The organism is Duganella sp. (genome assembly GCF_039595735.1).
GTDB lineage: Bacteria > Pseudomonadota > Gammaproteobacteria > Burkholderiales > Burkholderiaceae_D > Rugamonas.
Genome location: NZ_JBCNLB010000008.1, coordinates 167,585 through 186,671, shown reverse-complemented (window position 1 = coordinate 186,671; position 19,087 = coordinate 167,585). Strand labels below are relative to the sequence as shown.

The 19,087-nt window shown below is 64.1% G+C and carries 17 protein-coding genes; 12 read left to right on the top strand and 5 right to left on the bottom strand.

From position 1 onward, the window contains the following. Nucleotides 1–68: 68 nt before the first annotated feature. The 11 genes from aroA to ABDW57_RS16235 all read left to right on the top strand — a co-directional run bounded on the left by aroA (nucleotide 69) and on the right by ABDW57_RS16235 (nucleotide 11,235). Nucleotides 69–1,382, top strand: a complete 1,314-nt coding sequence (aroA, locus tag ABDW57_RS16285) for a 3-phosphoshikimate 1-carboxyvinyltransferase (protein ID WP_343731220.1) — start codon at nucleotides 69–71, stop codon at nucleotides 1,380–1,382. 5 nt (nucleotides 1,383–1,387) lie between these two features. Beyond that, on the top strand, nucleotides 1,388–2,056 hold the full coding sequence (cmk, locus tag ABDW57_RS16280; protein WP_343731219.1) for a (d)CMP kinase: 669 nt from the start codon (nucleotides 1,388–1,390) through the stop codon (nucleotides 2,054–2,056). A gap of 74 nt (nucleotides 2,057–2,130) precedes the next feature. Further along, entirely contained in the window at nucleotides 2,131–3,807 is a 1,677-nt protein-coding gene (rpsA, locus tag ABDW57_RS16275) for a 30S ribosomal protein S1 (RefSeq protein WP_343731218.1), read from the top strand. A 13-nt stretch (nucleotides 3,808–3,820) separates the two neighbouring features. Then, nucleotides 3,821–4,126, top strand: coding sequence for an integration host factor subunit beta (locus ABDW57_RS16270; protein WP_008446215.1), 306 nt, complete (start codon nucleotides 3,821–3,823; stop codon nucleotides 4,124–4,126). 107 nt (nucleotides 4,127–4,233) lie between these two features. Further along, the gene (locus ABDW57_RS16265) at nucleotides 4,234–4,536 is read left to right on the top strand and encodes a LapA family protein (protein WP_176648707.1); all 303 of its coding nucleotides are present in this window, start codon (nucleotides 4,234–4,236) and stop codon (nucleotides 4,534–4,536) included. A gap of 15 nt (nucleotides 4,537–4,551) precedes the next feature. Next, nucleotides 4,552–5,727, top strand: coding sequence for a lipopolysaccharide assembly protein LapB (gene lapB, locus ABDW57_RS16260; protein ID WP_343731217.1), 1,176 nt, complete (start codon nucleotides 4,552–4,554; stop codon nucleotides 5,725–5,727). A gap of 54 nt (nucleotides 5,728–5,781) precedes the next feature. Continuing rightward, nucleotides 5,782–7,149: a UDP-glucose/GDP-mannose dehydrogenase family protein gene (locus tag ABDW57_RS16255; protein ID WP_343731216.1), complete on the top strand. Its 1,368-nt coding sequence runs from the start codon at nucleotides 5,782–5,784 to the stop codon at nucleotides 7,147–7,149. A 12-nt stretch (nucleotides 7,150–7,161) separates the two neighbouring features. Beyond that, on the top strand, nucleotides 7,162–8,085 hold the full coding sequence (gene rfaE1, locus ABDW57_RS16250) for a D-glycero-beta-D-manno-heptose-7-phosphate kinase (protein ID WP_343731215.1): 924 nt from the start codon (nucleotides 7,162–7,164) through the stop codon (nucleotides 8,083–8,085). Between the two features lie 101 nt (nucleotides 8,086–8,186). Continuing rightward, a complete protein-coding gene (locus ABDW57_RS16245; RefSeq protein WP_343731214.1) occupies nucleotides 8,187–8,498 on the top strand; it encodes a helix-hairpin-helix domain-containing protein in 312 nt (103 codons plus the stop codon). Between the two features lie 62 nt (nucleotides 8,499–8,560). After that, on the top strand, nucleotides 8,561–9,913 hold the full coding sequence (locus ABDW57_RS16240; protein WP_343731213.1) for a M28 family peptidase: 1,353 nt from the start codon (nucleotides 8,561–8,563) through the stop codon (nucleotides 9,911–9,913). Beyond that, nucleotides 9,913–11,235, top strand: a complete 1,323-nt coding sequence (locus tag ABDW57_RS16235; RefSeq protein ID WP_343731212.1) for an MBL fold metallo-hydrolase — start codon at nucleotides 9,913–9,915, stop codon at nucleotides 11,233–11,235. The genes ABDW57_RS16240 and ABDW57_RS16235 overlap by 1 nt, the downstream gene beginning before the upstream one ends. Before the next feature lie 41 nt (nucleotides 11,236–11,276). Here the strand turns inward: ABDW57_RS16235 and ABDW57_RS16230 are convergent, their stop codons facing one another. Next, nucleotides 11,277–13,046, bottom strand: a complete 1,770-nt coding sequence (locus tag ABDW57_RS16230) for an FAD-dependent oxidoreductase (protein WP_343731211.1) — start codon at nucleotides 13,044–13,046, stop codon at nucleotides 11,277–11,279. Between the two features lie 146 nt (nucleotides 13,047–13,192). Here ABDW57_RS16230 and cysM point away from each other — a divergent pair, with 146 nt between their 5' ends. Continuing rightward, entirely contained in the window at nucleotides 13,193–14,095 is a 903-nt protein-coding gene (gene cysM / locus ABDW57_RS16225; RefSeq protein ID WP_343731210.1) for a cysteine synthase CysM, read from the top strand. A 67-nt stretch (nucleotides 14,096–14,162) separates the two neighbouring features. Here cysM and ABDW57_RS16220 read toward each other — a convergent pair whose 3' ends face one another. From ABDW57_RS16220 to ABDW57_RS16205, 4 genes are all read right to left on the bottom strand, one after another. Continuing rightward, the gene (locus tag ABDW57_RS16220; RefSeq protein WP_343731209.1) at nucleotides 14,163–14,513 is read right to left on the bottom strand and encodes a hypothetical protein; all 351 of its coding nucleotides are present in this window, start codon (nucleotides 14,511–14,513) and stop codon (nucleotides 14,163–14,165) included. Between the two features lie 418 nt (nucleotides 14,514–14,931). Continuing rightward, nucleotides 14,932–16,077 carry a lytic murein transglycosylase B gene (gene mltB, locus ABDW57_RS16215; RefSeq protein ID WP_343731208.1) on the bottom strand — a complete coding sequence of 382 codons (1,146 nt, stop codon included), beginning with the start codon at nucleotides 16,075–16,077 and terminating at the stop codon, nucleotides 14,932–14,934. Continuing rightward, on the bottom strand, nucleotides 16,068–18,095 hold the full coding sequence (locus tag ABDW57_RS16210; protein ID WP_343731207.1) for a DUF3488 and transglutaminase-like domain-containing protein: 2,028 nt from the start codon (nucleotides 18,093–18,095) through the stop codon (nucleotides 16,068–16,070). Before ABDW57_RS16210 ends, mltB begins: the two co-directional genes overlap by 10 nt. After that, nucleotides 18,092–19,087 (bottom strand): DUF58 domain-containing protein, encoded by a 996-nt coding sequence (locus ABDW57_RS16205; RefSeq protein WP_343731206.1) that lies wholly within the window; start codon nucleotides 19,085–19,087, stop codon nucleotides 18,092–18,094. Before ABDW57_RS16205 ends, ABDW57_RS16210 begins: the two co-directional genes overlap by 4 nt.

The following is a 19,087-nucleotide window of genomic DNA, read 5'->3' as shown; positions in this document are numbered from 1 at the left end:
CGAGCTCAACCACGCACGGCTGTGCTCGTGTAGAAATGACGGACCTGACCCCGGAGTAAAGGATTAATATGACTCATGAATATCTTGACCTGCAAACGGTCCCTCACGTGGAGGGCGCGGTGCGCCTGCCGGGCTCCAAGTCCATCTCCAACCGCATCCTGCTGCTGTCGGCGCTGTCGCAAGGACAGGTCGCCATCGTCGATCTGCTGGCTTCCGACGATACGGCCGTGATGCTGGCCGCGCTGCGCTCCCTCGGCGTCGAGTGGACCGAAGAGAAAACCGCCACCGGCACCATTCACCACGTCACCGGCGTGGCCGGCGTGCTGCCGAATAAGTCGGCCGATCTCTTCATGGGCAACGCCGGCACCGCGATTCGCCCGCTGACCGCCGCGCTGGCCGTCATCGGCGGCGATTACACGCTGCACGGCGTGCCGCGCATGCACGAGCGCCCGATCGGTGATCTGGTCGACGCCCTCAACGCCGCCGGCACCAATGTCGAATACACCGGCAACCAAGGCTATCCGCCGTTGCACATCAAGCAGGGCAAGATCACCACCCAGCGCCTGTCGGTGCGTGGCGATGTGTCCAGCCAGTTCCTGACCGCGCTGCTGATGGTGGCGCCGCTGATGGCCAAAGAACATGCCATCACCATCGACGTCGTTGGCGAATTGATCTCCAAGCCGTACATTGAAATCACGCTGAATCTGATCCGCCGCTTCGGCGTCAAGGTCGAGCAGAATGGCTGGGAGTCGTTCACCATCCAGCCCGGCCAGGTCTACCAGTCGCCGGGCACCATTCACGTGGAAGGCGACGCCTCCTCGGCATCGTATTTCCTGGCCGCCGGCGCCATCGGCGGCGGGCCGGTGCGGGTGGAAGGCGTCGGCAACAACAGCATTCAGGGCGACGTGCGCTTTGCCGCCGCGCTGGAGCAGATGGGCGCGCAGATCACCATGGGCGACAACTGGATCGAGGCGCGCGCCAACGGCCCGCTGAAGGCCATCGACGCTGATTTCAACCACATCCCGGACGCCGCCATGACCATCGCCGTGGCCGCGCTGTACGCCGACGGCACCAGCACGCTGCGCAATATCGCCAGCTGGCGCGTCAAGGAAACCGACCGCATTGCCGCCATGGCCACCGAGCTGCGCAAGGTCGGCGCCACGGTGGAGGAGGGGCCGGACTATATCAAGGTGACGCCGCCGGCGGCGATCGCACCTGCTACCATCGATACTTATGACGATCACCGCATGGCCATGTGTTTCTCGCTGGTATCGCTGGACGGCGCGCTGCGCAAGGGCGCCGTCACGCGCATCAACGATCCGAAGTGCGTGAACAAGACTTTCCCTGACTATTTCACCGCATTTGCGAAAATTGCAAAGTAACTGATATGCCAACTTCCCAGATTCCAGTCATCACCATCGACGGCCCTACCGCATCCGGCAAGGGCACGGTCGCACACCGCGTTGCCGATAAGCTCGGCTTCCATTACCTGGACTCGGGCGCCCTGTACCGCTTGACCGCGCTGTCGGCATTGCGTCGCGGCACTGATCTCAAGGACGAGCACGCGCTGGCCAAGCTGGCCGAGCACCTGCAGTGCAGTTTCCAGGGCGGCGATATCGTGTTGTCGCAGGAAAACGTCACCGATGCCATCCGCGCGGAAGAGGTCGGCAACACGGCCTCCAAGATCGCCACCTTCCCGGCCGTGCGCCACGCGCTGGTGGGGCTGCAGCTTGGTTTTCGCAAGGCGCCGGGCCTGGTGGCGGACGGCCGCGACATGGGCTCGGTGATCTTCCCGCACGCCGCGCTCAAGGTGTTTTTGACCGCCTCGGTCGAGGCGCGCGCCGGACGGCGATATAAGCAATTGATAGACAAGGGATTTTCTGCTAATATGCAAGACCTACTGGTGGATTTACAGGCGCGCGACGACCGGGATACAAAACGGACCATCGCCCCGCTCGCGCCAGCAGAGGGCGCTTTCGTGCTGGATACCTCGAATATGAACGCGGATGAAGCGGTCGATCAGGTCTTGCAATGGTACGCCGGCATCACCAAGTAACACCTTTATCAACCCTAACCCAGTTGAAGCCGCATTGTGCGGGCCTTACTGGCTAACCTGGAAGTTTTATTATTATGGAAAGTTTTGCAGCCCTCTTCGAAGAATCCCTGTCGCGTCAAGATATGCGCTCGGGCGAAGTAATTTCGGCTGAAGTCGTTCGTCTGGATCACAACTTCGTGATCGTCAACGCAGGCCTGAAATCGGAAGCTTTCATCCCTGTTGAAGAATTCAAAAATGACCAGGGCGAACTGGAAGTCAAAGTAGGCGACTTCGTTTCCGTGGCCATCGAATCGCTGGAAAATGGTTTCGGCGATACCATCCTGTCGCGCGACAAGGCCAAGCGTCTGGCATCGTGGCTGGCGCTGGAAAAAGCAATGGAGTCGGGCGAGATCGTGGTCGGCACCGTGAACGGCAAAGTCAAGGGCGGCCTGACCGTGCTGACCAACGGCATCCGCGCCTTCCTGCCAGGTTCGCTGGTGGACACCCGTCCAGTCAAGGACACCACCCCATTCGAAGGCAAGACCCTCGAATTCAAAGTGATCAAGCTGGACCGCAAGCGTAACAACGTTGTGCTGTCGCGCCGCGCCGTCATCGAAGCGTCGATGGGCGAAGAGCGTCAGAAGCTGATGGAAACCCTGAAAGAAGGCACCGTGGTGACCGGCGTGGTGAAGAACATCACCGACTACGGCGCGTTCGTGGATCTGGGCGGCATCGACGGCCTGCTGCACATCACCGACCTGGCATGGCGTCGTGTGCGTCACCCATCGGAAGTGCTGACCGTTGGCCAGGAAATCACCGCCAAGGTTCTGAAGTACGATCAAGAGAAGAACCGTGTTTCGCTGGGCGTGAAGCAACTGGGCGACGACCCATGGACCGGTCTGTCGCGTCGTTACCCACAAGGCACCCGCCTGTTCGGTAAAGTGACCAACCTGACCGACTACGGTGCGTTCGTTGAAGTTGAACAAGGCATCGAAGGCCTGGTACACGTTTCCGAAATGGACTGGACCAACAAGAACGTCGCGCCGAACAAAGTTGTCCAGCTGGGCGACGAAGTCGAAGTGATGGTGCTGGAGATCGACGAAGAGCGTCGTCGTATCTCGCTGGGCATGAAGCAGTGCAAGGCCAACCCATGGGACGACTTCGGCGTGACCCACAAGAAGGGTGACAAGGTCAAGGGCGCGATCAAGTCGATCACCGACTTCGGCGTGTTCATCGGCCTGGCTGGCAACATCGACGGCCTGGTGCACCTGTCCGACCTGTCGTGGACCGAGTCCGGCGAAGAAGCCGTGCGCAAGTTCAAGAAAGGTGACGAACTGGAAGCCGTGGTGCTGGCGATCGACGTTGAGCGTGAGCGCGTGTCCCTGGGCGTCAAGCAACTGGAAGGTGACCCATTCAACAACTTCGCGGCCATGAACGACAAGGGCGCCCTGGTTTCGGGCACCGTCAAGTCGGTTGAGCCGAAAGGCGCTGTGATCCAGCTGTCGGAAGAAGTGGAAGGCTACCTGCGCGCTTCGGAAATCTCGCGTGACCGCGTGGAAGATGCTGGCACCCACCTGAAAGTCGGCGACACCGTCGAAGCGCTGGTGATCAACATCGACCGTAAAGCACGTTCGATCCAGCTGTCGATCAAGGCCAAAGATTCGGCCGACACCGCTGAAGCGATGAAAAACATCGCTGCTGACAGCAACGCCGCTTCGGGCACCACCAGCCTGGGCGCACTGCTGAAAGCTAAGCTGGACAACAAGAACTAAGACCTGGTTCGCGATGACCAAGTCCGAACTGATCAACCGCCTGGCTGAGCGTTACTCTCAGCTGGTGGCCAAAGATGCGGAATACGCCGTCAAGACCATTCTGGATGCGATGACCAACGCCCTGGCGACCGGTCAGCGCATCGAGATCCGCGGTTTTGGCAGCTTTGCCCTCAACAGCCGGCCGCCGCGCATCGGGCGCAACCCGAAGTCGGGCGACAAGGTGATGGTGCCGGAAAAACGGGTGCCGCACTTCAAGCCGGGCAAGCAATTGCGCGAGCGGGTTGACGCGATGGTCGGGCAACCGATCATCGAGGACTGAAGCATTCAATCGGTAGACAAAGCGGCGTCCTTCGGGATGCCGCTTTTTTTTTGTTGCCCGAGGTGCGATACTGGCACCCTCGGAACTACACCACAGGACTCTGGCTGATGAAATTCATCTCCACCCTCATAGGCTTCATCATCTTCGTCTTGTTTTTCGGCTTCGCGCTGAAAAACTCGCAGGAAGTCGATCTGCAGCTGTTCCTGCACTACGAGCTGCGCGGCCCGCTGGTGCTGATGCTGCTGGGCTTTTTCGTGGCTGGCGCCGTGCTGGGCGTGCTGGCGCTGACGCCGACGGTGTTCCGCCACCGCCGCGAAGCCAATAAACACAAAACAACCATACATACGCTGCAAGCGTCGGCGCAGCAGGCCAACCGCCAGCCGCAGCCGGACAGCGTCAATACACAATAACGACAAGCACACAGCATGGAATTTGAACTCTGGTGGTTACTGGGCATCCCGGTTTTCTTTGGCCTGGGATGGGTCGCGGCGCGGGTCGATATCCGTCAGCTGCTGTCGGAGTCGCGCACCCTGCCGCGCGGCTATTACAAGGGCTTGAACCATCTGCTGAACGACCAGCCGGACAAGGCGGTCGATGCCTTCATCGAGATCGTGCGGCTGGACCCGGAATCGGCCGAGATGCACTTCGCGCTGGGCAATCTGTTCCGCCGCCGCGGCGAGACCGAGCGCGCCATCCGCGTGCACCAGAACCTGCTGGCGCGCCCGGATCTGCCGCCGGAGCAGACCGACCAGGCGCAGTATGAGCTGGGCATGGATTACCTCAAGGCCGGCCTGCTGGACCGCGCGGAAGAGACCTTCAACACCCTGCTGAACGGCCAGTATTCGGCCCAGGCGCGGCGCGCGCTGCTGGAGATTTTCCAGCGTGAGAAGGAGTGGCCGCGCGCCATCGAGGCGGCCATCGGCCTGCAGGAATCGGGTGCCGGTTCGCGCCAGAAGGAAATCGCGCAGTTCTACTGCGAGCTGGCGCAGGACGCGCTGGTGCATCTGCATCCGGAACAGGCCCTGGAGCTGCTGGAAAAGTCGCTGCAGGCCGACCGCGTCAACGTGCGCGCCACCCTGCTGACCGGCGATGCGCAACTGGCGCTGGGCGACGTCGAGGGTGCGCTGCTGACCTGGCGCCGCGTCGAGCAGATCAGCGTGCCGCACGTGGCGCTGGTGGCGCAGCGCCTGATGGATGGCTACCGCAAGGTGGGCCGCCCGCAGGAAGGCGTCAACCTCTTGAAATCCTACCTTGAGCAGGCATCTTCGATCGACCTGGTGGAGGTGGTGTACAAGGCGGTGCTGGAGCTCGATGGCGTGGAAGCGGCCAAGCAGCTGGTTGGCGAGCAGCTGCGCCGCACGCCAACCCTGCTGGGACTGGACAAGTTCCTGGAAGCGCGCCTGATGGATGCGCCGGCGGCAGTGATGCCGGAGCTGTCGATGGTGAAGAATCTGGTCCACGGTTATACGCAGAAGCTGGCGCGCTATCAGTGCAGCCATTGTGGTTTCAAGGCGCGCCAGTTCTACTGGCAGTGTCCTGGTTGCAGCCGCTGGGAGACTTACCCGCCGCGCCGCACCGAAGAATTGAATGTCATGAATTAACCAGCGCTGTCATTCGGGCCTGCGCCGGAATGACGGGGTAGCGAAAGAGTCACTATGAAAATCACCATCATCGGCACCGGGTATGTGGGCCTGGTCACCGGCGCCTGCCTGGCGGAACTGGGTAACGACGTGTTTTGCCTGGACCTCGACCAGCGCAAGATCGACCTGCTGAACAACGGCGGCATCCCGATCCACGAGCCGGGCCTGGAAGAAGTGGTGGCGCGCAACCGCGCCGCCGGCCGCATCCAGTTCTCGACCGATGTCGCGGCCTCGGTGGCGCACGGCGACGTGCAGTTCATCGCGGTCGGCACGCCGCCCGATGAAGATGGCTCGGCCGACCTGCAATACGTGCTGGCCGCCGCCCGCAACATCGGCAAGCACATGACCGGCTTCAAGGTCATCGTCGACAAGTCCACCGTGCCGGTCGGCACCGGCGACCGCGTGAAGGCGGCGCTGCAGGAGGAACTGGCGGCACGTGGCGCCAGTGCCAGCTTCTCGGTGGTGTCGAATCCGGAATTCCTGAAAGAGGGCGCGGCGGTTGAGGACTTCATGCGCCCGGACCGCATCGTCATCGGCCATGACAGTACGGCGGAAGGCCAGAAGGCCGCCGCCATGATGAAAAAGCTGTACGCGCCGTTCAACCGCAATCACGAGCGTACCTTCTGGATGGACGTGCGCTCGGCGGAGTTCACCAAGTACGCCGCCAACTCGATGCTGGCCACCCGCATCTCGTTCATGAACGAACTGGCCAACCTGGCCGACCGCGTGGGCGTGGACATCGAGGCGGTGCGGCATGGCATCGGCTCCGATCCGCGCATCGGCCACAGCTTCCTGTATGCCGGCGCCGGCTACGGCGGCTCGTGCTTCCCGAAAGACGTGCAGGCGCTGGAGCGCACCGCGCGCCAGTACGACCAGGACCTGCTGATCCTGCGCGCGGTGGAAGCGGTCAATGACAAGCAAAAGCTGGTGCTGGGCCAGAAGGTCATCAAGCGCTTTGGCGAGGATTTGCGCGGCAAGCATTTCGCAATTTGGGGCCTGGCCTTCAAGCCGAACACCGACGATATGCGCGAAGCGCCGTCGCGCGTGCTGCTGCGCCAGCTGATCGACGCCGGCGCCACGGTGGCGGTGTACGATCCGGTCGCCATGGCCGAAGCCAAGCGCGTGCTGGCGCTGGACCTGACGGCCGATGAACTGGCGCGCGTGCGCTTTGCCGGCAGCCCGATGGATGCGCTGAGCGGCGCCGAGGCGCTGGTGATCGTCACCGAATGGAAGGCCTTCCGCAGCCCGGACTTCGAACGCATTCGCGCCGCGCTGAAGCAGGCGGTGATCTTCGACGGCCGCAATCTGTTCGAGCCGGAGGTGATGGCCGAAGCGGCGTTTGAATACCACGGCATCGGCCGTTCCATCCTGACCCGCACTTAACGAGGCCGCACCGTGACGACCAATCTGGATAAAGTACGCATACTGGTGGTGGGCGACGTGATGCTGGACCGTTACTGGTTCGGTGAGGTCAGCCGCATTTCGCCGGAAGCACCGGTGCCGGTGGTGCGCATCGAGAAGCGCGAAGCGCGCCTGGGCGGCGCCGCCAACGTGTCGCGCAACGCGGCGGCGCTGGGCGCGCAGGCCGGCCTGCTGGGCATTGTCGGCAACGACGAAGCCGGCGATGAAGTGGCCTCGCTGCTGGAGGGCGGCGGCATCCGCAGCTACCTGAAACGCGACGAAGCCATTTCCACCATCATCAAGCTGCGCGTGATCGGCCGCCAGCAGCAGATGGTGCGCATCGATTTCGAAGAGGCGCCGACCGATACGGTCCTGCGCGACAAGCTGGAACAGTTCAAGGCGCTGCTGGCCGATTACGACGTGATCGTGCTGTCGGACTACGCCAAGGGCAGCCTGGTGGCGGTGGCCGACATGATCGCCGCCGCGCGCGCAGCCGGCAAGGTGGTGATGGTCGATCCCAAGGGCGACGATTTCACCCGCTACGCCGGCGCCACCGTGCTGACGCCGAACAAGTCGGAGCTGAAGCGCATCGTCGGTTCGTGGAACAGCGAGGAGCAGCTGACCGCCAAGGCGCAAGCCCTGCGCGCCGAGCTGAAACTCGACGCGCTGCTGCTGACCCGCTCGGAAGAGGGCATGACGCTGTACACCGACGGCGCGCAGTTCCACACGCCGGCCCAGGCGCGCGAGGTATTTGACGTTTCCGGCGCCGGCGACACGGTGATTGCCACCATGGCCTGCATGCTGGGCGCGGGCGCCGGCTGGCAGGAGGCGGTGGAAACCGCCAACCGCGCCGGCGGCATCGTGGTCGGCAAGCTCGGTACAGCCACTGTCACGCGCGAGGAATTGTTCGGCGCTTGATCTGGCTCAAGGGCGCGCCGTCAACGGCGCGGCCGGTGGGCGCCGTTAAGGTGATTCAAGGTGCGATCGGCGTGCCTTGCCTTACTTTAACGGAGACTACGATGATCAAGAAACTATTGCTGACGCTGGCCATGCTGGCGTCAATGGCGGCGGCCTGGGCCCAGGTCGATGTCAACAAGGCCGATGCGGCCGCGCTGGACAGCATCCGCGGCCTGGGGCCAGCCAAGACCAAGCTGATACTGGAAGAGCGCAAGAAGGGCGAATTCAAGGACTGGGCCGACCTGGAGCAGCGGGTCAAGGGCATCGGCGAGAAAAGTGCGCTGAGGTTGTCCCAGGCCGGCCTGCAGGTGAACGGCAAGTCGAAAGACGGCGCGCCGATGGCGGCCGACAAGCCGGCCAAGTCTGGCAAATAGGCGCCGGCCACACCACGGCCGATCCGTGAGAAGATACTGCATCTTTTCATCGGAGACGCCGTATGCGACACCAGTATGTACTCCTTGCCGCCGCCCTGGCGGCCCTGCCTGCCGTTGCGGCGGAACCTGGCGCCGTCCGGCGCCAGGCGCAGATCGATCAAATCGTCAAAGAGATTTCGCCGGCGCGGATCGAGGCCACTATCCGCAAGCTGGTGAGCTTCCGCACGCGCCATACCATGTCCGATACCGTGTCGGAGACCGAGGGCATCGGCGCCGCGCGGCGCTGGATCAAGGCGGAGCTGGAGCGCTGCGGCGCTGGCACGCCTCTGCAGGTGAGCTTTGACAGCCATGTGGCGCCGGTCTCCGCGCGCATCAGTCGTCCGACCGAAATCGTCAACGTGGTGGCCACCTTGCCGGGCACGCAGTCGGCCTCGGTCGATCGCATGTATGTGGTCAGCGGCCATTATGATTCGCGCAATACCGATGTGATGGACGCGGTGGGCGACGCGCCCGGCGCCAATGACGATGCCTCGGGCACGGCGGCTGTGATGGAGATGGCCTGCGTGATGGCCAAGTACAAATTCGACGCCACGCTGGTGTTCATGACGGTGGCGGCCGAGGAGCAGGGCTTGCTGGGCGCGGCGCATTGGGCCGAGCAGGCGAAGCAGAAGAACTGGAACATCGCCGGCATGTTCACCAACGATATCATCGGCAGCTCGCGCGATGAGTATGGCCGCAAGGACGACACGCAGGTGCGCCTGTTTGCGGAAGGCCTGCCGGTGCAAAAGGAAAACAGCGATGTGGTGCGCACCCTGATCCAGACCGGCGGCGAGAACGATTCGCTGTCGCGGCAACTGGCGCGTGCCGTGAAGGAAGCGGGCGAGCGTTATGTGCCGAAGTTTAAAGTGAACGTGATCCAGCGGCGCGACCGCTATCTGCGCGGCGGCGATCACATGCCGTTCCTGGAGCGCGGCTATGCGGCCTTGCGTTTCACCGAGCCGGCCGAGGATTTCAACCACCAGCACCAGAACATCCGCACCGAGAACGGCGTGCTGATTGGCGACCTGCCGCAGTACAACGACTACAACTACATCGCCAAGGTGGCGCGCGTGAATGCGGCGGCCTTGTCGACGCTGGCCTTGGCGCCGGCCGCGCCGCAGAAGGTGCAGGTGCGCACCGCCAAGCTGCAGAACGATACCGAGCTGGTTTGGCAGGCCAACAGCGAGCCTGATCTGGCGGGCTATCGCATCGTCTGGCGCGACACCACGGCGGCGGACTGGCAGCACGCAAAGTTCGTCGGCAAAGTGACTGAATACACCATGCCGCAGTCGAAGGACAATGTGTTCTTCGGCGTGCAGGCGGTCGATGTGGACGGCAACGTCAGCCCGGCCAGCTATCCGACGCCGCTGCGCTGATGAAGATTTCGCGCATCCTCCACGCCGGCTACGTGTTTGAGAGCGGCGCCACGCAGATCGTGTTCGACCCGGTGTTCGAGAACCCGTTCAGTCGCAACTGCCACGCCTATCCGGACGTGCGCTTCGACCTGGCGCAGGTGAGGGCGCTGCGGCCGGATGCAGTGTTCATCTCGCACTTCCATGACGATCACTGCTCGCTGGAGAGCCTCGATCTGCTGGACCGCGCCACGCCGATTTATCTCTACTGCCTGTTTGACGAACTGTTCGCCATGCTCCGTGAACTGGGCTTTGTGGAGGTGCGGCCGCTGACGATCGATGAGCCGGTGCGCGTGGGCAGCTTTGAAGTGATCCCGCGCCGCGCGCTGGAGGCGGATGTGGACTCCATGTTCCAGGTGCGCGCAGAAGGGCTGAATGTACTGAACGTGGTCGATTCGTGGATGGATCCGGAGACGCTGGAGCAGCTCAAGCCTTACGCGCCGTGGGACATGGTGCTGTGGCCGTTCCAGACCATGCGCGAAGTGGACGTGATCGCGCCATCGCGTGCCGAACGGGGACCGGTTGCGCTGCCGGAGGAATGGCCGGAGCAGCTGCAGGCACTGGCGCCGCGCTACGTGGTGCCGAGTTCCTGCCAGTTCCGGCAGGAGCCGTGGTCGTGGTACAACCACGCGCTGTTCCCGATCACCTACCGGCAGTTTGGCGCGGCCTTGAGCGAGTGGCTGCCGGCCGCGCAAGTGGTGCGTCTGAACCCATCGGTGGCGGTGGTGCTGAGCGCTGCTGCGCTCACGCCGGCGGCGCCGCTGTCGTGGGTGCAGCCGGTGGGGGAGCAGGACCTCGACTACGAATACGATCCTGACATCGTGCCGCCGCCCACTGCCGACATCGCGCGTCATTTCGCCGCGCTGACTGCGGAGCAAACCGCCTTGGTGCAGGCGTTCTGCCAGGGCGGCCTGCAAGCGCGCTACGAAGACATGCAGCTGCCGGAAGACAGCTACTTCGCCACGCCGTGCGTATGGCAGCTATCGGTGTACGACCACCAAGGCACCGCCCAGCACTACCGCTACCGCGTGCACGGCGACAGCATCGCGCCATGCGGCGACGAAGAGGCGCCGACCTGGATCACTGAAATCCCGGCCGCCAAACTGTATGCCGGCCTGGCACTGGGCGAATCGCTGACCTCCATGTACATGCGCATCAACGGCGCCCCGGCCGATGCCGACATCGTCGACGATCCGCTGATCCGCACCCTGTTCGACAACGCCTTCGCCGCCTACCAGGCCGCCCAGCTGGCACGCATCAAGGCACGTTCAGCGCAGCAGGGATAAAGCCTTGCACCGACAACGCGGCCATTGCCATTGCTGAACGTCTATGTCCTCAACTTGTCGGCAGGCAAGTTTGCCAGGAATTGGTGGATCTGCGAGACCACGGCGGCGCCTTCACCGACGGCGGCGGCCACGCGCTTGGTGGAGGTGGCGCGCACGTCGCCGATCGCGAACACGCCCGGCACGCTGGTTTCCAGCGCCGCGCGCGACGGCAGGTCTTTCGGATACACGCCGTTGGCGAAGTTGGCCTTGCATTGCGATTTGGTGACGTCAAAGCCGGTGCGGATGAAGCCATTGGCGTCGACGTCCACGCCGCAGTCGCTCAGCCAGCCGGTGTTCGGGTCGGCGCCGATGAACAGGAACACGCGGCAGACGTCGAAGTCGCATTCCTCTTCGGTCTTGCTGTTGCGGATGCGGACTTGCTTGAGGCCGTCCTCGTCGCCTTCCAGCGCGATGATTTCGCTGCAGGTGTGCAGCGCGATATTTGGCGTGGCCTGGATGCGCTCGATCAGGTAGCTGGACATGGTGGACGACAGGCTGTCCTTGCGGATCAGCATGTGCACCTTGGAGGCATAGTTGGACAGGAACACCGCCGCCTGTCCGGCCGAGTTGCCGCCGCCGACCAGCACGATTTCTTCTGTCTTGCACAGCTTGGCTTCCACCGGCGACGCCCAGTAATACACGCCTTTGCCTTCAAACTGCTTGAGGTTGGCCAGCGACGGGCGGCGGTAGCGCGCGCCGCAGGACAGCACCACAGTCCTGGCTTTCAGGCGCTGCAGGCTGCCGCACATTTCCACTTCCAGCGGATAGGTGTCGCAGATCAGCCGCCCGGCCGGCGCCGGGATGGCGATCTCGACGCCGAACTTTTGCGCCTGCACGTAGGCGCGTCCGGCCAGCGCGCGGCCCGAGACGCCGGTCGGGAAGCCGAGGTAGTTTTCAATGCGCGCGCTGGCGCCGGCCTGGCCGCCGTAGGCGCGCGTTTCCAGCGCCAGCACCGACAAGCCTTCCGAGGCCGCGTACACCGCCGTCGCCAGGCCGGCAGGGCCGGCGCCGACCACGATCACGTCCCACACCTTGTCGGTGTCCAGCTCGGGCAGCATGCCGAGGCAGCGGCCGATGTCGACCACGCTCGGGTTTTTCTTCACCACGCCGTCCGGACACACCACCAGCGGCAGTTCTTCCGGCCGCGGGCGGTAGTGTTCCATCAGGTCGGCGGCCTGACGGTCATGCTCGGGGTCGAGCACGATGTGCGGGTGGCCATTGGCCTGCAGGAAGGTTTGCAGGGTGTGGATGCGGCCATGGCCGCGCGGACCGACAATCACCGGCCCGCCCGACGCCTGCTCGATCAGGCCGACGCGGCGCAGGATCAGCGCGCGCACGATGCGCTCGCCCAGGTCGGCATGCGCCACCAGCAGCGCGCGCAGCGATTCCGACGGCACCACCAGCACTTCCACATCGCCCACCGCGTGGCCATTGCCCAGCGACGGCCGGCCCGACAGCTGCGCCACCTCGCCGCTGAACTGGCCCGGCATGTGGGTGGTCACGTAAGAGGTGTTGCCCAGACCGTCGTAGCGGTCGACCCGGATGCCGCCCTTGAGCACCAGCATCAGACCAAAGCTGGTCTTGCCGGCCTCGAAGATCATCTCGCCATCCCGGAAGCACATCACGTGGCCGAAACGGTGCATGTGGCGGATGTCGGCGGCGCTCAGGACCGGGAACATCTGGTGCTGGCGCTGCTCCAGGTTGTGCGCCGTGATGGGCGCCGGATCATCCGGGGTTAATTCGGGCAGGAGTTCGGAAGGAGTGGTGGCCATGACAATTCCAAATATGAAGCTGGTTGCAGGAGTGTCGCCAGTCTAGCGTAAGCCAGTCGCCCAGTCCAAAGTCTTAAGAGGTAGTCGGCTGCTTTCTGTCAACTCGGCTAAAATGGTTGTTTTCGCAAACCCCAACCAACAAGACGATGGCTTACAAGACTTTGCAAGATACGATCGGCAACACGCCGCTGGTGCAGCTGGTGCGCTTGCCCGGCGCCGAGGCCGCCGCCCGCAACAACATCATCCTCGGCAAGCTGGAAGGCAATAACCCGGCCGGCTCGGTCAAGGACCGCGCTGCCATGTCGATGCTGAAGCGCGCTGAAGAGCGCGGCGACATCAAGCCCGGCGACACGCTGATCGAAGCCACCAGCGGCAACACCGGCATTGCGCTGGCCATGGCCGCCGCCATCCGCGGCTACAAGATGCTGCTGCTGATGCCGGAAAACCTGAGCGTGGAACGGCGTCAGAGCATGGCTGCCTACGGCGCCCAGATCATGCTCACGCCCAAGACCGGCGGCATGGAATACGCGCGCGACATGGCCGAGCAGTTGCAAAAGGACGGCAAGGGCATCATCCTCGACCAGTTCGGCAACCAGGACAACGCCCGCGCCCACTATGAAAGCACCGGCCCGGAAATCTGGCGCGACACCGACGGCCGCGTCACCCACTTCGTCAGCGCCATGGGCACCACCGGCACCATCATGGGCACCTCGCGCTACCTGAAGGAACAGAATCCGGAAATCCAGATCATCGGCGCCGAGCCGGAAGAGGGCTCGTCAATCCCGGGCATCCGCAAATGGCCGGAAGCCTATCTGCCGAAAATCTACGACCGCTCGCGCGTGGACCGGGTGGAAGCCGTGTCGCAGGCGGCGGCCGAGCGCATGGCGCGCCGCATGGCGGCCGAGGAAGGCATCTTCTGCGGCATCTCCGCCGCCGGCGCCTGCGAGATCGCGCTGCGTATTTCCAACACGGTGGAAAACGCCACCATCGTGTTCATCGTCTGCGACCGCGGCGACCGCTACCTGTCCACCGGCGTGTTCCCGGCTTAAAAGCAAAATGCCCTCGTCCCTTGCGCAGGGAGGAGGGCACTGTCAGGCGCGCAACACGCGGGCTGGATCAGCCCTGGTTGTTGTTGCTGCCGCCTGGGGTTTCGCCTTCTTTCGGCTTGAACTGCTTGTCGCTGATGCGGAACTTGTTGCGGCGGTCGCCCATCAGGTAACGCAGGTCGCGAATGCTCAGGTCGCTCACCTCGTGCATGCGGATCAGCAGCGAAGCGCCGACCGGCAGACGGTGGTGACGGATCTTGCTGATCACGGGCGGTGCCACTTCCAGCGCACGCGACAGCGCTGCGTCGTTTTTCAGGCGCAGGTTCTCGATCAGGGTATCGAGCAGGCGGTTGGGATTGTATTGCAGCAGATCATCGCCATCCGCATCGTTGTTCATGTCTATGCCGACTTGGTTTGTCATGTCGTCTTTTCCTTCTGTAAAGTTGTCCTGCAAAGTACAACACTCGGGGCTTTGCTGCGTCAATGTCCATCCTTACCAGGAGACTCACACACGGACACGGGTTCCAGGATAACAAGTTTCATAATATATACTCAATTGTACAACAGTCCGCAATCTCATACTCGGCAGCAATAAAAAAAACTGACTTCCCGCAGAGTATTGTTGTCCGACTGCAACATTGTGTGAGAATTATACACCGAGTTCTGTGCTAAGCTGCCTGTGCGCACTTTTAATTAACGGTTAAAGTTAATTGTATAACAATTTCGTTGTAAAGTAGCCCATCTCTTACTGCTTATCGTGCAGTGTGGACAAATAATTTCCAAGTGTCAACTAAACAATACCGCGAGCAAGCCCGCGGTACAAAAGTTTTTACGCTTGCTTACATCCCTGAAGCGATTCCTGATGCTGCGCGCGCCAGCTTCACCGCCCGTCCCAGTTCCACCACCGACATCGCATAGAAATAACTGCGGTTGTACTGCGTGATGGCAAAGAAATTGGCGTTGGCCAACCAGTATTCTGTGGGCTCGGCGCCGTTTTGCAAGTCCACCAGGCCATACAATTGTTCCGGCGGCGCCACTGCCGGGGTGACGCCGGCCGCTGTCAGTTCTTGCGGCCGGTATTTGGCGGCCAAACCCTGATTCAGCATCGGTTCCCACGCACGGTTGGGCGAGACGGCGGCCGCGTACACCAGCGGGCCGCCCTGTTCGCGCTGCCAGCCGTGCGCGATCAGGAACGCCGCCACGCTGCCGATGGCGTCGGTGCTGGAGTTGAGCAAATCGATCTTGCCGTTGCCGTCAAAGTCCACCGCATATTTCATCATGCTGCTGGGCATGAATTGCGGCATGCCGACGGCGCCGGCAAACGAGCCTTTCAGCGACAGCGGATCGATGCCGGTCTGGCGCGCAAACAGCAAGGTCGCTTCCAGCTCGCCGCGGAAGAATTCCATGCGCTCGCGCCGCTGCGGCGCTTCCGGGTAGGAGAAGGCCAGCGTGGTCAGCGCATCCAGCACGCGGAAGCGGCCGGTGTTGCGGCCGTACACAGTTTCCACGCCGATGATGCCGACCACGATTTCGGCCGGAACCCCGTACAGCGACTCGGCGCGGCTGAGCGCTTCGCTGTTCTCGTTCCAGAACTTGACGCCGGCGTCGATGCGCACCGGGTCGATCATCAGCTTGCTGTAGGCTTGCCAGTTTTTCGGCTTGCCGGGCGGCGCCGGTTTGACCAGCTGCACGGCGGCATCCACATAGCGCACTTGCGTCATCAGCGTGTTCAGCTCGGCACGGTCGAAGCCGTCGCGCGTGGCGACGTCATCGAGGAAGGCGCGCACCTCTTTCCAGTCGCCAAAGTTGACGTATTCGCCGACGTAATCGATGGCCGGTACGGCTTTTTTCTTGGGGGCGGCTGGCTTCTTTTTCTTTTGCATGCTGGGCGGCAGGGTGTAGCCATAGCGGTCTACCTGCGCGGCCGTGGCGCTGAGGGTGGCTGCGCTGAGCAGCAGGGCGGTGATCAAAGTCTTCATCGGCATAAAGGTAACAGGGTTTTCAGCGTCGCCAGCGACGCCGGGCGTGATTCGGTCCCGCCGGCGCCATACTTCAGCAAGCCGTACAGGTGCAAAAACTGGTCCATGGCAGCGTGTTTTTCCTGGCTGGCCGGCATCGCCCGCAGGCGCGCGGCATAGCTGAGCGGCCCCTCGGCCGGCCGCCGCTCATATCCGCGACGCGCCTGCTGCCGGCAAAACGCCGCGTACAAGGCATCCAGCGGATCGGCGGGCTGCCGCCGGCGCTGCCAGCGCAGCGCAAACAGCAAGGCTAGCACCAATCCCATGCCCAGCGCGCTACGCCAGTTGCCGAAGGCGGCGCCTAGTTCTTCAAGGAAACTTCGCTGCCTTTCGGGATTGTAATCCAGTACCCATTGATTCCAAGAATTATTCAACGCGGTGTAGTGGTATCTGAGTTGCGCCAGCCACGAATCGGGATTGTTTTGCAGTTCCAGCAGCGGCGCCAGCCCGAACGCGGCCGGGCGCGGCAGGGCACGCGCCAGGTTGCGCTGGACCCGCTCGGGCGCCACGGCGGCGGTGGGATCGACCCGCTGCCAGCCGGCGGCGCTGGTCCAGATCTCGGCCCAGGCGTGGGCGTCGGACTGGCGCACGGTGAGGTAGCCGTCCACCGGATTCAGCTCGCCGCCCTGGTAGCCGGTGACCACGCGCGCGGCCACGCCCATGGCGCGCATCAGCACCACGTAGGCGCCGGCGTAGTGCTCGCAAAAGCCGGCCTTGCTGTCGAACAGGAATTCATCGACCGCGTCGCGCCCCAGCAGCGGCGGCTCCAGCGTGTAGCCGTAGCCCTGGCTGCGGAAGCGCGCCAGCACCGCGTTGCTCAGCTGCTGGGCGCTGGCTTCGGGCTGGGCCGCGCGCAATTGCTGCGCCAGCGCCAGCGTGCGCGGGTTGTAGCCGGCCGGCAGTTCCAGCCAGCGCGTCATGCGCTGCGGCAGCTCGCCGGCCTGCAGCGTGTAGTCGGGATAGGCGCTGGCGCTGAAGCGCAGGCGGTGTTCGATGGGATCGGCGGCGTACAGTTCCAGCTCATCGGTGTCGCGCACGCGGTGGCCGGGCAGGCGCACGTCGGGGCCGGCCAGTTCCAGCAGCGCGATCCAGCGCGTGTTGCTGGCCTCCATGGTGGTTTCGTAGCGCACCGGCTGGCCGCGGCCGTGGATGGCGATCTCCAGCCGCTGCAGGCCGCGCTTGCGCGGCACGCGGGTCCAGGTACGGCCGTCGTAGTCGCCCAGCACGATGCTGCGCCAGTACAGTTGGTGGCGCGGCGGCGCGGCGCCCAGAAAGCGCACGCGGAACGCCGGGTCGTCGGACTGGGCCAGGGTGGACAGGCTGCCGGGCGCCATGCTGTCGCTCAAGCCGGTCTTGCCGCCTTGGGCGTCGCCGGGCAGGCCCCACAGCGGCCCCTGGATGCGCGGGAAGCCGATGAACAGCAGCGCCGCCAGCGGCGCCGCCAGCGCACACAATTTGAGGCTGGCGCGCAGGCGCTGGCGCAGCGGCGGCACCACGCCGGTGTACTGGAACGATAGCTGGGCAGTCAGCAGGATCACCAGCGCGCACGCCACCCACAGCGCGGTGGGCATCGATTGCGAATACAGGAAGCTGGTCAGCAGCACGAAGAAGCCAAGGAAGGTGACCACGAACAGATCGCGCCGGGCGTGCATTTCCAGCAGCTTGAAGGCCAGCAGCAGCACCAGCATGGCGACGCCGGCGTCGCGGCCCAGCAGGGTGCGGTAAGTGGCGTACACGCCGGCCATGGCGGCCACGGCGAGCGGCACCAGTAGCCAGACCGGCGGCATGCGCTTGCCGAGCCAGGTGATGGCCGCGCGCCACAGCAGCGTGGCGCCGCTCAGGAGGCTGACCCACAACGGCAGATGCGCGGCGTGCGGCGCCAGCACCATCAGCGCGGCGGCCAGCAGGAGCAGCGTGTCGGCCTTGTCGCGCGTGAGCCCCTGCGCCAGCCAGATCCGCGCGGCGGCCGGCGGCAGGGCGCTCATTGCGCGCCCTCCTGGCCAAACAGGGCCAGCGCACGCAGGCAGGCGGCGCGGTGGGCGTCGCCCAGTGCCGGACCGTAGTCGTGCTGCGCCAGGCGGAAGCGGTAGGGCAGCGCGCGCTGCTCGGCCTCCAGCACCCAGCTGACCATGCGCGACAGCTTCTGCTCCAGATCCATCCGCAGCGGCAGCGCGGCAAAATCCAGGCACAAGCCGGCCACCGCGCCGCCCTCGAAATGCTTGGCCACCAGCTGACCGCCCAGCGCCGGATCATGGCGCGCAATCTGCCGCCACGCCAGGTGCTTGAGCGGATCGCCCGGCTGGTAACTGCGGATGCCGGCAAAATTATCCAGCCCCACCGTGCCATGCCCATCCTCGCTGGCCGCGCCGCTGGCCGGCAGCGGCTGCGGCGGCCACTCCGGCGCTGGATACACCAGCACGCGCGCATCCGGCCGCCAGTAACTCCATGCCCGGAACAGCCCCAGCGGAAAGCGCGTCACCAGCCGCACGCGCGGCGCCGCCAGCCAGCCGCGTGCGCGCGTAGCCGCCGCCAGCAGCACCACGCTGCTGGCACCGGCCGCCACATCGGTCACATGGCGCGGCGCGCCGTCGGCCTGAAAGCCCAGCCACACCGCATAGCGATCCTGCCTGCCGCGGTTCAGCAGATGCAGCTCGAACTGCGCCGCCTCGCCGGCAAACACCGGCTGCACGCGGCCCGGTGCCAGCTGCAGCAGGGCGAGATTTTTCGCGGTCAGATACATGTCGGCCACCGCGCAGGCGCCGGCAAAGAAGGTCAGCGCAAAACCCAGTCCCAGGTTGTAATTCAGCGCACCGATCAGCATCACCAGCAGCAGCACCGCAAACGCCAGTCCCGCCCGCGTGGGCAGGATGAACACCCGCCGCATGGTCAGCGTCACCACGCCCGGCTCACTGTCGCGCAACTGGAACAGCCACTTGTCGCGGCCCTTGCGATACAGCGATTGCAGCGCCGCCACCAT

What these genes read in the sequence shown, in the direction of transcription:
- lapB (WP_343731217.1), top strand. Translation starts at nt 4,552, where the DNA reads ATGGAATTTGAACTCTGGTGGTTACTGGGCATCCCGGTTTTCTTTGGC.
- cysM (WP_343731210.1), top strand. Translation starts at nt 13,193, where the DNA reads ATGGCTTACAAGACTTTGCAAGATACGATCGGCAACACGCCGCTGGTG.
- rpsA (WP_343731218.1), top strand. Translation starts at nt 2,131, where the DNA reads ATGGAAAGTTTTGCAGCCCTCTTCGAAGAATCCCTGTCGCGTCAAGAT.
- ABDW57_RS16220 (WP_343731209.1), bottom strand. Translation starts at nt 14,513, where the DNA reads ATGACAAACCAAGTCGGCATAGACATGAACAACGATGCGGATGGCGAT.
- ABDW57_RS16235 (WP_343731212.1), top strand. Translation starts at nt 9,913, where the DNA reads ATGAAGATTTCGCGCATCCTCCACGCCGGCTACGTGTTTGAGAGCGGC.
- aroA (WP_343731220.1), top strand. Translation starts at nt 69, where the DNA reads ATGACTCATGAATATCTTGACCTGCAAACGGTCCCTCACGTGGAGGGC.
- ABDW57_RS16210 (WP_343731207.1), bottom strand. Translation starts at nt 18,095, where the DNA reads ATGAGCGCCCTGCCGCCGGCCGCCGCGCGGATCTGGCTGGCGCAGGGG.
- ABDW57_RS16205 (WP_343731206.1), bottom strand. Translation starts at nt 19,087, where the DNA reads ATGGTGGCGGCGCTGCAATCGCTGTATCGCAAGGGCCGCGACAAGTGG.
- ABDW57_RS16230 (WP_343731211.1), bottom strand. Translation starts at nt 13,046, where the DNA reads ATGGCCACCACTCCTTCCGAACTCCTGCCCGAATTAACCCCGGATGAT.
- ABDW57_RS16240 (WP_343731213.1), top strand. Translation starts at nt 8,561, where the DNA reads ATGCGACACCAGTATGTACTCCTTGCCGCCGCCCTGGCGGCCCTGCCT.
- ABDW57_RS16265 (WP_176648707.1), top strand. Translation starts at nt 4,234, where the DNA reads ATGAAATTCATCTCCACCCTCATAGGCTTCATCATCTTCGTCTTGTTT.
- ABDW57_RS16245 (WP_343731214.1), top strand. Translation starts at nt 8,187, where the DNA reads ATGATCAAGAAACTATTGCTGACGCTGGCCATGCTGGCGTCAATGGCG.
- ABDW57_RS16255 (WP_343731216.1), top strand. Translation starts at nt 5,782, where the DNA reads ATGAAAATCACCATCATCGGCACCGGGTATGTGGGCCTGGTCACCGGC.
- ABDW57_RS16270 (WP_008446215.1), top strand. Translation starts at nt 3,821, where the DNA reads ATGACCAAGTCCGAACTGATCAACCGCCTGGCTGAGCGTTACTCTCAG.
- mltB (WP_343731208.1), bottom strand. Translation starts at nt 16,077, where the DNA reads ATGCCGATGAAGACTTTGATCACCGCCCTGCTGCTCAGCGCAGCCACC.
- cmk (WP_343731219.1), top strand. Translation starts at nt 1,388, where the DNA reads ATGCCAACTTCCCAGATTCCAGTCATCACCATCGACGGCCCTACCGCA.